10 protein-coding genes and 1 tRNA gene are annotated in these 13,142 nt (G+C 43.7%); 2 read left to right on the plus strand and 9 right to left on the minus strand.

Annotation, left to right across the window (positions count from 1 at the left end):
* The first annotated feature begins 67 nt into the window (after positions 1 to 67).
* Entirely contained in the window at positions 68 to 1,030 is a 963-nt protein-coding gene (cotR, locus tag NSQ12_RS18305; protein WP_003243674.1) for a sporulation hydrolase CotR, read from the plus strand.
* 284 nt (positions 1,031 to 1,314) lie between these two features.
* On the opposite strand, the gene NSQ12_RS18310 is transcribed toward cotR, so the two are convergent.
* Positions 1,315 to 1,390, minus strand: a tRNA-Arg gene (locus NSQ12_RS18310).
* A 269-nt stretch (positions 1,391 to 1,659) separates the two neighbouring features.
* Between NSQ12_RS18310 and clpP the strand changes: the two genes are divergently transcribed.
* Positions 1,660 to 2,253 (plus strand): ATP-dependent Clp endopeptidase proteolytic subunit ClpP, encoded by a 594-nt coding sequence (gene clpP, locus NSQ12_RS18315; protein ID WP_003228214.1) that lies wholly within the window; start codon positions 1,660 to 1,662, stop codon positions 2,251 to 2,253.
* A 43-nt stretch (positions 2,254 to 2,296) separates the two neighbouring features.
* Here the strand turns inward: clpP and pgmB are convergent, their stop codons facing one another.
* The 8 genes from pgmB to mdxD all read right to left on the minus strand — a co-directional run bounded on the left by pgmB (position 2,297) and on the right by mdxD (position 13,090).
* Positions 2,297 to 2,971 (minus strand): beta-phosphoglucomutase, encoded by a 675-nt coding sequence (gene pgmB / locus NSQ12_RS18320; protein ID WP_088327023.1) that lies wholly within the window; start codon positions 2,969 to 2,971, stop codon positions 2,297 to 2,299.
* The gene (malL, locus tag NSQ12_RS18325) at positions 2,968 to 4,653 is read right to left on the minus strand and encodes an oligo-1,6-glucosidase (RefSeq protein WP_088327025.1); all 1,686 of its coding nucleotides are present in this window, start codon (positions 4,651 to 4,653) and stop codon (positions 2,968 to 2,970) included. The genes pgmB and malL overlap by 4 nt, the downstream gene beginning before the upstream one ends.
* Entirely contained in the window at positions 4,646 to 6,919 is a 2,274-nt protein-coding gene (gene mdxK / locus NSQ12_RS18330; protein ID WP_339175309.1) for a maltose phosphorylase, read from the minus strand. The genes malL and mdxK overlap by 8 nt, the downstream gene beginning before the upstream one ends.
* Positions 6,897 to 7,781, minus strand: a complete 885-nt coding sequence (locus tag NSQ12_RS18335) for a DUF1189 domain-containing protein (RefSeq protein WP_167408460.1) — start codon at positions 7,779 to 7,781, stop codon at positions 6,897 to 6,899. Before NSQ12_RS18335 ends, mdxK begins: the two co-directional genes overlap by 23 nt.
* A 4-nt stretch (positions 7,782 to 7,785) precedes the next feature.
* A complete protein-coding gene (gene mdxG, locus NSQ12_RS18340; RefSeq protein WP_080479591.1) occupies positions 7,786 to 8,622 on the minus strand; it encodes a maltodextrin ABC transporter permease MdxG in 837 nt (278 codons plus the stop codon).
* Positions 8,623 to 9,930: a maltodextrin ABC transporter permease MdxF gene (gene mdxF / locus NSQ12_RS18345; protein ID WP_029318351.1), complete on the minus strand. Its 1,308-nt coding sequence runs from the start codon at positions 9,928 to 9,930 to the stop codon at positions 8,623 to 8,625.
* A gap of 41 nt (positions 9,931 to 9,971) precedes the next feature.
* Entirely contained in the window at positions 9,972 to 11,225 is a 1,254-nt protein-coding gene (gene mdxE / locus NSQ12_RS18350) for a maltodextrin ABC transporter substrate-binding protein MdxE (protein WP_069322925.1), read from the minus strand.
* A 95-nt stretch (positions 11,226 to 11,320) separates the two neighbouring features.
* Positions 11,321 to 13,090, minus strand: a complete 1,770-nt coding sequence (gene mdxD, locus NSQ12_RS18355; protein WP_339175313.1) for a maltogenic alpha-amylase — start codon at positions 13,088 to 13,090, stop codon at positions 11,321 to 11,323.
* Positions 13,091 to 13,142: the final 52 nt, after the last annotated feature.

The following is a 13,142-nucleotide window of genomic DNA, read 5'->3' on the forward strand; positions in this document are numbered from 1 at the left end:
GTATACATCCATACAACAGGCTCTAGATCATCATATACTGAATGTATGTAGAAAGGAGACATCAGCTTTGGCAAAATATCGGATTATGACCTTTGACGGCGGCGGTACCTTAGGTGCTTTAAGTTTGCAACTGTTAAACAGATTGGCTAGGCAAAACCCGAAATTAATTAGTCGAACCCATGTATTTTCGGGAAATTCAATCGGTTCATTTACTGCCCTTGCATTAGCAAGCGGAAGATCTCCGAGGGAAACACTTCAGTATTTTGAGGATGAAATCCTGCCCGCATTCAGCATTTCCCGGCCAGGCGGACCTGTTTTCAACCAACAATTACCCTATTCCGGTTTTATTAAAGCGGTAAGAAATTTTTTCCCAGCAGATCTTCAACTTATAGATTTAAGAAAACGAATTGTTGTCCCATCATTCAAATTATACTCTCAAAAACTGGACCGTTGGACTCCTGTCTTATTTCACAATTTTCCCGGCTCTCCCTATTTAAATGAAAAAGTGAGTGATGTCATACTGCGGAGCAGCGGTGCTCCCGCGACGCAACGCGCCTATCAAAACTACGTGGACGGATATGTAGTAGCAACGAATCCCAGTACAGCCAGTATCGCGTTTGCAGTTGGTAAAGCCAACGTGCCATTGGATCAAATTGCGGTATTGTCCATCGGAACAGGTGAAGCCCCGACTCGGTTAAGAAGAGATACGAGGGGATGGGGAATGGTAAGTGCAGATAACATACGTCCCGAAAATCTGAAGAACCTTCCTCCAAATTGGGGAGTCCTTTTGGACAGGTCGCCTAATGAACCTTTACTGCCATTTCTTCAGATGATTGCTGGCGGTAATGGGTACTATGAATCCATGGTCAGTGCGAATCTTCTGGGAGATCGTTTTTTCCGGTTAGATCCGCGGATTCCGAACTTCTCCAAAACGGACCCTGCCGTCGTTCCCGCTGTCATTGAAATTGCGAACAAAACAAACTTACAGCCTGCGAATCAATTTATAGAGAAGAACTGGGGGAGCAAATAATTATTTATTTTAAATCAATTCTCGCTTATACAATTTTGTCCGAGAGAAGATTCTCAAAATAAATACAGGCAATGGGTAGAACCGGATTTTTTTAAAGGTTTGTTAATCACAAGCTAATAAGATGAATGAAAAAATCAATTCATACTTCTTCTTTTGAAAGTGAGGGTTCAAACTAAAGAATGTAATTGAAATGTTACTCTAAGGTATGCAATTCCCTTTTTCACACAAAAAAAGACAAGAGCGGCAAATCGCCAAACCCTTGTCTTTCCTGTTGTTCTATTGGACGCGCTCGGAGGGATTCGAACCCCCGACAGACGTGGTACCGGAAACCACCGCTCTATCCAACTGAGCTACGAGCGCAGAATGACTGCATTATGAGAACGTCAGCACAACTAATTATACGATAATTCCATTCAAATAACAACCCTCTATTTCGAGAGGCCGTTTTTTAAATAGACAAAGCATCTTAATTGGCAATCTGACATACGATGGTTTGAACCCCTGTATTTTTGGGGAAAATGGGAAAAAGAGACGACTTTGCATATCAGGCCAGCTTTTTGTTTGACCTTTATTGACCAAAAATGTATCATGTAACTACATACTTACCTAAAAGGTGAAGGAGGAGCATTATGAATTTAATACCTACAGTCATTGAACAAACGAACCGCGGGGAAAGAGCGTATGACATTTATTCTCGTCTATTAAAGGATCGTATCATCATGCTTGGATCTGCGATTGATGACAACGTTGCGAACTCCATCGTGTCACAGCTTTTATTCTTAGCAGCAGAAGACCCTGAAAAAGAAATTTCTCTTTATATCAACAGCCCGGGCGGCTCTATTACAGCCGGTATGGCGATCTATGATACCATGCAGTTTATTAAGCCGAAGGTATCTACAATTTGTATCGGTATGGCTGCGTCAATGGGCGCGTTCCTGCTTGCAGCCGGCGAAAAAGGCAAACGCTATGCGCTTCCAAACAGTGAAGTCATGATTCACCAGCCACTTGGCGGTGCGCAAGGTCAGGCGACAGAAATTGAAATTGCCGCGAAACGCATTCTCTTGCTTCGCGACAAATTAAACAAAGTCCTTGCTGAACGTACTGGCCAGCCGCTTGAAGTGATCGAACGTGACACAGACCGTGATAACTTCAAGTCTGCTGAAGAAGCGCTTGAATACGGCCTGATTGACAAAATTTTGACTCACACAGAAGACAAAAAGTAATAACACAACCTGCAAGAGCTGCGTCTCTTGCAGGTTTTTTCATTTAAACACTTTTGATTCTAAACTGCTCCCATTCCTCGTGTAACAGCTCAAGTGTTAGATCACTCGTCTGCCTCACAACTAGATCAGCACCAAGCATCGGCTGTCCTTGACCGACACCAACCGCAAACATCCCTGCAGATTTGATTGCGGAAATGCCTGCTTCTGCGTCTTCTATTGCCGCGCAATCAGCAGGGGAAACATCGAGCATCGCTGCAGCTGTTAAAAAGATGTCAGGATCAGGCTTCCCCTTCGCAAGAGTCGTCGGATCAACAATGGCATCAAAATCATCGATAATTGCCAAACGTCTTAAAATCTTAGGAGCATTGCGACTTGAAGATGCTAACCCGATTTTTATATTTTCGTTTTTCAATTGACATAGGAGCCTGCCAATCCCCGGTAAAAGATCTTCCGGCGTCAATTTGCTGATCAGCATTTGATAATCGCGATTTTTCCGATGCATAAGCTCTTGTTTCTCCGCATTTGTATACTTTGTTTCCGCACCGCCAAAGATCAATATGCTTTCAAGTGACTCTTCTCTGCTGATTCCTTTTAGCCTTTCATTCATGTCTCTGTCAAAAGGAATATTGATTTGTTCTGCGATATGCTTCCAAGCGAGAAAATGATATTCAGCCGTATCTGTTATCACTCCGTCTAAATCAAAAATGACCGCTTTCATATACTAATGACCATCACAGCTTCATAAGGTTTGAGGCTAATACTCTTTAAGTCAGCCCGCTCCTGCGGATAGTTTGAAATCAGCACTTTCCAACGCTCTTGAATCAGTTCTGGAGGCGCTTCGAACAGAGCCTTTTCTTCCGATAAATTCACAACGACAAGAAGCTTTTCCCCTTGATATTCTCGAAGGTAAGAAAAGACCTGCGGATCATTCTCCTGCAACAACTGATAATCGCCATATATCATAATCTTATATTGCTTTCGTAATTGAATGAGCTTCTGATAGTAAAAGAAAATCGAATCTTGATCTTCCAAAGACTCTTTCACATTGATATCTTGATAGCGGGAATTTACCGGTATCCACGGGTCTCCGGCTGTGAATCCCGCATGTTTTCCGGCATCCCACTGCATCGGTGTTCTCGCATGATCCCTTCCTTTTATCATCACGGCTTTGACAAACTCTTTTTCTGACATCGTTTTGTTTTCGACGACTAGTTCACGATATGCATTCTTTATTTCAAGATCATCATACATCTCCAGCGGCATATCGCTGTTGACCATGCCGATTTCTTCTCCCTGGTAAATAAACGGCGTTCCTTTCATGCCGTGCAGAACCGTTGCAAATGCCTTCGCACATTCTTTACGCAGCTTCCCATCATTGCCCCAGCGGGAAATAACCCTCGGCTGGTCATGGTTCTCAAAATACAGGGTATTCCAGCCGACATTCATTAACCCGGTCTGCCACCTTGTCATCGTCTTTTTTAAAGCAATCAAATCAAACGGCTTGATCTGCCATTTCCCATTTGGCGAGTTTTGTTCTGTATCAATATCCATATGTTCAAATGTAAAGATCATATTCAGCTCTTGCCTGCTTGCATCTGTGTACTTTTTCGCCTCTTCAATATCAGAGCCGTTTGCCTCTCCGACTGTCATGCAGTCGTAATGAGAAAGCACTTCCCTGTTCATCTCTTGAATAAACTCATGAAGACGTGGGCCGTTAGAGTGATAACGGCCAACAATATAGCTGCGGCTGTGATCCGTTTCGTAGTCCGGAAAATCGGTGTATTTAGAAATAGAGCCGATCACATCCATCCGCCAGCCGTCAACGCCTCTATCCATCCAGAATCTCATTACATCATAAACTTCCCGGCGAACGGCTTCGTTTTCCCAATTTAAATCAGGCTGTTTTTTCGAAAAGTAGTGCAAATAATACTGCCCTGTTCCTTCATCGTATGTCCACGCTGAGCCTGAAAAGATCGATCCCCAATTATTCGGCTCTGAGCCGTCCGATTTAGGATCTTTCCAAAAATAATAATCCCGGTAAGGATTGTCCTTCGACTTGCGGCTTTCAGCAAACCAAGCATGCTCATCTGATGTGTGGTTCACGACCAAATCCATGACGATTTTCATTCCGCGTTTATGGGCTTCATCAATCAGCTGAAACATATCTTCATTTGTCCCAAACTTTTCGTACATGTTTTTGTAATCGCTGATATCATATCCGTTGTCATCCTGCGGGGAATCAAATACCGGGGAGAGCCAGATGACATCCGCCCCGAGATTTTTGATGTAATCCAGCTTTTGAATCACACCTTGCAAATCTCCGAATCCATCTCCATTGGCATCATAAAAACTGCGCGGGTAAATTTGATAAACGACAGCTTCTTTCCACCATTCACTCATTAGGCGTTCTCCTTTCACATCGTCCCTGTAGGACAACTGGCTCCTCATAAACGTTCATGTGCAGCGGCTCGCCTTTTACAAGCTCAAAAATAACGCGCTTTTCGTCAACCGTCACATTGATTAATCGGTTTCGATAATTGATGTTGAATGAATATTCATCCCATTCTTTCGGCAAAAACGGAGCAAATGACAGCGTCTCATTCGCGGTGCGCATGCCTGCAAAGCCATGAACGATTGCCAGCCAGCTACCCGTCATTGAAGTAATATGCAAGCCTTCTTCCGTATCATGATTGTAATTATCAAGATCAAGCCTTGCTGTGCGCTTATATAATTCGAGCGCTTTCTTTTCCAGCTTGAGTTCGGCTGCGAGAATCGCATGGACAGAGGGCGATAGGCTTGATTCATGAACAGTCATCGGCTCATAAAATTCAAAGTTTCGCCGTTTTTCTTCCATTGTAAAACGGTCATTAAAAAGATAAATGCCCTGGAGAACATCTGCCTGCTTAATAAAATTGGAGCGGAGAATCTTGTCCCATGACCAATTCTGATAAAGAGGCCGCTCCGCTGGATCTAATTCATCTACTGCTTGCAGGTCTTTGTCCAAGAACGTGTCATGCTGAACGAAAATTTGCAGTTCTTCACTATACGGATAGTACATGTGCTGGATGATTTCTCTCCAGACTTTCAATTCTTCTTCCTGCACATCCAGAAGGCGGCGTTTCTCCGCTGAGATACTTTCGAGACTTTGTAGAGTATACTCCAACGTCCAAGCCGCAATGACATTCGTATACCAATTGTTGTTAACGTTGTTTTCGTATTCATTCGGCCCAGTGATGCCATGGATCATATACTTATTTTTTCGTTTCGAGAAGTGAACACGGTCGGCCCAAAATCTGCTGACTGCCACAAGTACGTCTATCCCGTATTCTTCCATATAGTCTCGGTCGCCTGTATAATTGATATAATTGTAGATCGCATAACAGATCGCGCCATTGCGGTGAATTTCTTCAAAGGTGATTTCCCATTCGTTGTGGCATTCATCACCGGTGAACGTCACCATCGGATAAAGTGCCCCCTTCATCCCCAATTTTGCAGCGTTTCGTTTGGCAGCCTCCAACTGATGAAAGCGATACAAAAGCAGGTTTTTCGTCACCTCCGGCTCGGCTGTCGCCAAATACATCGGAACGGCGTACGCCTCAGTATCCCAATATGCGGCACCTCCATATTTCTCGCCAGTAAATCCTTTCGGCCCGATATTCAAACGGGCATCGCCCCCGTAATATGTCGAGAATAACTGAAAGATATTGTAGCGGATTCCTTGTTGAAGCTCCTCATCTCCTTTAATCTCAATGTCCGCTTTTGCCCATCTTTCCTTCCATCGATCAGTGTGCCTCCGTTTTGCTTTTTCATAGCCGTACTCAACCACATCCGCCAAAAGCTCCTTGGCTTTTGATAAAAGCTCTTCCTCACGAAAATCACGTGAAGTCGTGACAATCACAAACTTTTTCAAAGATGCCTTCGTTTGGTAGCTGTAGCGATTCTCGACATACATTTCATTCGTTTTAAAGCTTTCATTGACAAAACCCTCCGTCTCGTTTGCCATCGCGGCTAAAACCGTGAAGCGCGATGTTTCAAATGGATTTTCGATCGTTTTTGCCGCTAAATGGCCGCTGTGAGAATCAGCACCTTTCGCTTCCTCCTGCCAAAACTGTTCTTGGTAGTTAGAATCTTCATTTGCCACATTTCCATCCAGGTAAGGAACAAGCGTAATGACAGCATGTCCCGTCAGGCACTCCGCTTCATAATGAATCGCACAGAGTTCTTTTACAGCAAGGCTAAGAAACCGCTCTGACCTGATTCTGACGGTTTTATCTTGAATGCGGACAACAGCTTTTCGCCGCAGAATCCCCTCTTTCATATTGAGTTCTACCTCAAATGATTCGATTGGGTTTTGATGGAGATCGATTTTTTCACCGTCAACATATAGGCCTATGCCCATAAAGTTCATCGCATTGATCACTTTTCCGAAATATTCTGGATACCCGTTTTTCCACCAGCCTACTCGCGTTTTGTCGGGGAACCACACGCCTGCAATATATGTGCCTTGGTGACTGTCGCCTGAATAGCCTTCTTCAAAATTCCCTCTGACCCCCATATAGCCATTGGCAAGAGACGTCAGGCTTTCCAGCAGCCGTGTATGCTCCTTATTAAATGTATTTGTTTTGATTTTCCATTCATCAATCTCAAATAACCGCTGATTTATCATCATTTCCTCCCGAATGTAAGTTTCCATTATCACGGCGGGTTTTGGTCAAATATCTAAATGCAAAAGAAATCATCAAAGTAACGCCACACGAATGGATCATCAATACAGTAATCAAATCAAAATGAACCATGCCGATAGCAGCTGCCGCAAATGCCGGCAGTGCCGAGGCGCAAATCGCCGTAGATACTGCTTCCTTGAATGACGCAATAGAGATCATGTTTGATATTTTTGTGATCCAGAGGCCACCTGCAAGAACAAACGTTAACAAAAGCTGGATCATAAAGATTACCGCATATGCCAGCATCATGATCATCGGCTTATACTGTGCCAACCATAATGTATCGATCAAAACCTCTACATCATGGACGTTTGGTTTCTCGAGCTTAACGTCCAGTTTCGCATAGCCAACAGAAAACCCCGTTTCGTTTTGATCGGTGATCACCAGTTGATCAGGTTGAAATATGACAGCGTTTTCAAATCCAGTTACTTTCAATCGCCCATTTTCACCGCTTGTCTCATATTCATGCTTCATATCAACTGCCATCACATTCTGCCCATCTTCAATCCTCTCAGAGCTCTTCCCGCCTGTTAGTTTTCCGTTCCTGATTTGAAAACCCTGTAATTGATCAGCAAATTGATCATTAACCCCTTGAATCGCTGACGGCATAAAAGATGCAACGCTGAAGCGATCCATTTTCACAAACGAAACCGCTAACGGCGCCATTAAGCAGGCCGTTAAAAACATAAAGAGAAAAGAGAGCTGCAGCCAGCTGAAGGTATTCCCGTAGCGGCAAACACCTGATGGAGATGCAGCCGCCTTCAGGCAGCGGATGATAAAGCTTTTATTCTCCAGATTCTTCATTGAATTACCCCTTTGTTCCGCCGGCCGTCAAACCGGACACAAAGTTCTTTTGGAGAAAAAAGAATAGAACGCATATCGGCAGTGCGGCAAGGATGGCACCGGCTGCAAATAGAGCTACTTTTTGCTGCTGGGGATTAGAAATAAAGGATTGTAATCCTACAGCGATGGTCAGCCTTTCCGGTGAGCGAAGCAAAAACTTTGCCAGCAAATAATCGCCAAACGGTGCCATAAATGCCCAAAGCGCTTGCACCGCGAGCATTGGCTTAACAAGCGGCAGAACAATTGAAGCGAAAATCCTCAGATGTCCCGCTCCGTCAATTCGCGCGGCTTCATCAATTTCTCTCGGCACAGTATCAAAATAACCTTTCATCAGCCACGTGTTCATCGGAATTCCGCCGCCGATATAGATCGCTGTTAAAAACCAGTATTGATCGAGTGCGCCTATTAGCATCGCCAAGACATAAAAAGCAGTCAGCGCCGCCATTGTCGGCACCATTTGAATGATTAAAAAGAATATCAGGCTCTTTTTTCTGCCTGCAAACCGATAGCGGCTGTACGAGTACCCGGCAAGTGTCACAATCGTAACCTGCAAAACCATGACCGATAGCGCGATGACAAGTGTATTGCTGTACCAATTGAGATAAAGCGTTTCGTCAAATAGCCGCTTAAAATGATCCAATGTCCAAGAACCCGAAAAATCGAGCTGAAAAGCCGCCGAATTCCCCACACGGAAGGCTGATGATGCCGTAATCAGCAACGGATATATAATGACAATACTTAAAAGCGTCAAAAATAAATACGTACAGATTTTATTAAGCATTCTGGCAGTTCTCGCGTTCACCTACATAACCTCCTCATTGCCAAAAGCATTCGATTTTTTGAAAGCAATCAGTGAAATCCCAATGACAATGAAAGAAATTAACAGTGTCACAGCCGCCGCAACGGAATATTGGGGTGATGTGCCTGTTGTCAGTTTATAAATCCACGAAATTAAGATATCGGTCGACCCGGCCCCGGCTCCCGCACTGCCTGGCCCTCCCTCATTAAATAAGTAGATGATCGAGAAATTATTGAAATTAAACGTATACTGAGTAATCATCACGGGTGCTGTCGCAAATAAAATCATCGGGAATGTAATATGCCGAAAACGCTGAATAAAAGTGGCCCCGTCAATCTTTGCCGCTTCATACAATTCACCTGGAATCGCCTGAAGCACTCCCGTTACCATGACATAAATATATGGAAAGCCGAGCCACGTCTGAATCATAATGAGGGCTGTCTTTGTCCAGAAAGGATCAGTCTTCCACGCGATCGCAGGCAGCTCAACAAACGGCAGGTGATTGAATAGTGGAATCACCTGTGCATTCACCGCTCCTATGCTGTCGTTAAACATGTTGGAAAAACTCATGATTGTAATAAAAGCCGGAACAGCCCATGGAAATAAGAAAATCATTCGAAATATCCGCTTGCCTTTTATAAAATCCTGATTGACGAAAAGGGCCGTCACAATACCTAAAATGATTTGCAGCGTTGTTGCACAGATTGTCCAGATAACCGTCCAGCCCAGTACATTCACAAATGTTTCACGATAGGAGCCAAGGAAAAAAATATTCAAGAAATTTTTAAACCCGACCCAGTCAATCAGACGATTAGGCGGAATATGATAAAAATCATAGTTTGTTAATGCAACAAACAGAGTCACCAAAACCGGAAAGATAATCACAAACACCATCATGATATATGCCGGAAGTGTAAATAGATATGGAAACCCTTTATCGCCCGCATGACAGATCATATCCTTGGCTGTTGTATTGACTTCCAAACCCGCCGCTTTCATAGCGGCGGTCTTACGCGAATCATGAATATTAAAGATATAGAACATGAGGAAAATCATTGTCACGATCAATTGCAGCGTGCCTTCAATCAGCATAAACAGCGAGTGGTCTTCACCGGGAACACTTCCCAATGTCATCAATCCGGTTAGCGCCTGTATACCGAAAACGCATAATTCAAAAGCAAACAAGCCTGTGATGGCAAGAAATAAGAGCCCCTTTGACAACTGCTGATTCGCAATCTGCCCAAGTCCTGGAATGATCGATAAAAGCCCTGCCTTTCGTTTTTGCTTTGCAAGTGTGTGATGTTTATTCATTTTTTTCCGCCCTCTATTCTTCCGGACGCTATCCCGCCGTTTTATTTCACATACTTTTCTTTAATATTTTCCTTTATGACGTTTACAGCATCATTCGCTGATGTTTGTGTCGATTTTTTTCCTGAAGCTGCATCAAAAATTAAACTTTCCGCTCCTGTCCATACTTCAGCCATTTCCGGAATATTTGGAGTCGGCGTCGCTGTTTCATATTGTTTAATCACAGCTGACGTCAGTTCATTCTTTTGCTCATCGGCTTTCTTCCTTGCGGCAGTGTTGGCCGGAACTTCGTTTGTATTCTGATAAAAAGCGTAAGCATTGGCATCATTTGCAGCATACTCAAGCCATTTTTCAGCCAGCTCGGGCTCTTTTGTATATTTTGAAGCTACCCAGCCCTTCCCGCCCGCAAAAGGGGCATATTCTTCTCCATTGGGCAATGTCGGAATGGGAGCCGCTCCGTAGTTCAATTTAACCTCTTTATAATTGGCAGCTGACCAAGGACCGCCAATGATCGCAGCCGCTTTGCCTTCTAAAAACATCTGCTGAATAAAGTCGTCTGCGCTTGAATTGTCTTGCATTCCTTTCGGCCAATATGTTTCAAACCATTTCTCCGCATATTTCACCGCTTCTACAGCTCCTTTATTGTTCAGGCCAATGTCCCCGGAATCTGTGCCGTTTTTTCCAAACACATATCCGCCGTATCCAGCCAATAAGCCGTACGACATATAAAAGTCAGTCCATTTTGCTAAAAATCCGGTTGATTTTCCTTTTTCCGAAGCAAACGCGAATCGAGGATCTTCCGTTAACTTTTCAAGGTCTTTAAATGTTTTTGGCGCTGTTTTTAAAAGATCTTTGTTGTAATACAAAATAAGTGTCTCAATGACTAGCGGCATTCCGTACACTTTGCCGTCAACTGTCACCTGCTGCATTTCTTTATCACCAAAGCTTTTTGTATGAGATGGCTTAATGTCAAGCAAATGTCCTTGCTGTCCCAAACCGCCGATCCGGTCATATGCAGCAAGCATAACATCAGGCGCATTACCCGCCGGGCCATCAAGAGGAAGCGCCTCCAACTGTTCGAACATTTGCTTTTCAACAATTTTTACTGTGACATCATTCTCTTTTTCGAACTTTGTTTTTATGCTTTCAATGTATTCTTTATACGTTTCTTCGACAGACACAGTCAGCACCTTTTTGCCATCAGCGCTTGCTGGATTTTTTGAACTTGAGCAGGCGGCAAGGCCGATTGCCAGAAATGATGCCGCCAATATGGCGAACCCCTTTTTAAAAAGAACCATCTCTTTTCCCCCTTCTATTTACGAAACTATAACAATTGTATTGTCCTGTAGAAAGCGGTTACAACAACTTTCGATTTGTTACCGATAACAGAATGTTATACAGGGGCGGCAGCACTCAAAATCAAAAATTCTCCCGGCTGAACGGTAATGACATCGTGATGATGAAGCGGCTGCTCTGTCCATGCATCACAGATTTTCTTATTCCTATCAATATTCAACTCTCGTAAACTGACGTGTTGAACCACATTCCCTTGATTAAAGAAATAAATCAGTATTTTTTCATCAAGAGTCCGCGAAAAGCTAATGAAATCATTTTTGTCGTCCAGCCGATTCCACTCAAGATGTCCTTCAGTCAATAAAGTGTTTTCCTGCTTGCGTAAAGCAATTAACCGTTTCATAAATTGCAGCATGTCTTGGTTTTGCTTCTCCTTTTCCCAAACCATACATTTCCGGCATAATGGATCATTTTCGCCGTCCAGCCCGATTTCCGTCCCGTAATAGATGCATGGTGAGCCTGTCTGGGCAAACATAAAGCCCAGCAACGCGCGTGCTTTCTTCTCATCATTGCGGCATCTGGTCAAAAGGCGCTTTGTATCATGGCTATCCAGTAAATTAAACATCACCTCATTGGCCTGCTTCATCCCATTCATCAAATGTGCATTGACACGGTGAGCCATACGTGAAGCTGAGATCGTCTGGTCAGCAAAGTATTCAATCATAGGCTCTGTAAAAGGGTAATTCATCGCCGCATGAAATTCATCCCCTCTAAGCCAGGGTTCGGCAGAATGCCAGATCTCACCTAAAATATAAACATCAGGCTTTTCTGCTGATACAGCCTGCCTGAATGTCTTCCAAAACACGTGATCCACTTCATTTGCGACATCCAAACGCCAGCCGTCAATGTCAAATTCCCGAATCCAGTACAAAGCAATATCAAGCAAATATTTCTGCACCTCGGGATTAGCCGTGTTTAGCTTCGGCATATCAGCTGTAAAAGCAAATCTGTCATAATTGTCGTCTGTGACGGGAAAAGAGTGAATATGGAACCAGTCCTTATAGCGGGATTGATCTCCGTTTTTGACGACATCCTGCCATTGCGGAGACGCGCTTCCTATATGGTTAAAAACCGCATCAAGCATAATTCTCATCCCCCGCTGATGCAGCTGGCTGACCAATGTACGAAAAAGCTCAGGATCCCCGAAATGCGGATCAATAGAAAAGTAATCCAGCGTGTCGTATTTATGATTAGAAGGCGCGGAAAAGATCGGTGTCAGATAAATGCCGTTCACCCCTAAATCCTCTAAATAATCAAGCTTGTCAACAATTCCTTGTAAATCTCCTCCAAAAAAATCATTGACGCCCGGGTCCTTGCTCCCCCACGGCAATGCATTCTTCGGTGACAAGTCTTCTCTTCCATTTGCAAAACGCTCCGGAAAAATTTGATACCAAACCGTTGACTTGACCCATTCAGGCGCTTGAAATGTATCAGCCTCGTGAACAAACGGAAATTTAAAGTAATAATGAATTGTTTCCAGTGTTTTTTCGTTATAAGGGCATACACCCGAACTTCCGAAAAAGATGTCTTCATGATCGTCTGTTACAACAAACGCATATTGTAAACGCCTAAATGGCGGCACCACTTCAGCAAACCAATAGTCATGCATTTCTGTTGCAGCAATTTTTCTCATCGGCTGCTCGTTTGCCGACCATTTGCCGTCGTTGTACTCATAGGGATCACCCCAAATGAATCGAATGTGATCTGCATCACCTTTTTTCGTCCGAATCTTGATATGCACAGTCCGCCCATCATAAGAATAAGCATCTGTGCTGAATGGCTGGTGGTGAATCGCTGCATATTCCATCATGTTTCCCCCTTTGATTTCCGTTTTATTGAAGCCGGCTCATAGTTTGAAAGTA

It is taken from the genome of Bacillus sp. PS95 (genome assembly GCF_037963565.1).
In the GTDB taxonomy this organism is placed as follows: domain Bacteria; phylum Bacillota; class Bacilli; order Bacillales; family Bacillaceae; genus Bacillus; species Bacillus subtilis.

Excerpts from the sequence above, each read along its gene's own strand:
- clpP (WP_003228214.1), top strand. The coding sequence starts at position 1,660 with ATGAATTTAATACCTACAGTCATTGAACAAACGAACCGCGGGGAAAGA.
- pgmB (WP_088327023.1), bottom strand. The coding sequence starts at position 2,971 with ATGAAAGCGGTCATTTTTGATTTAGACGGAGTGATAACAGATACGGCT.
- malL (WP_088327025.1), bottom strand. The coding sequence starts at position 4,653 with ATGAGTGAATGGTGGAAAGAAGCTGTCGTTTATCAAATTTACCCGCGC.
- mdxK (WP_339175309.1), bottom strand. The coding sequence starts at position 6,919 with ATGATAAATCAGCGGTTATTTGAGATTGATGAATGGAAAATCAAAACA.
- NSQ12_RS18335 (WP_167408460.1), bottom strand. The coding sequence starts at position 7,781 with ATGAAGAATCTGGAGAATAAAAGCTTTATCATCCGCTGCCTGAAGGCG.
- mdxF (WP_029318351.1), bottom strand. The coding sequence starts at position 9,930 with ATGAATAAACATCACACACTTGCAAAGCAAAAACGAAAGGCAGGGCTT.
- mdxE (WP_069322925.1), bottom strand. The coding sequence starts at position 11,225 with ATGGTTCTTTTTAAAAAGGGGTTCGCCATATTGGCGGCATCATTTCTG.
- mdxD (WP_339175313.1), bottom strand. The coding sequence starts at position 13,090 with ATGATGGAATATGCAGCGATTCACCACCAGCCATTCAGCACAGATGCT.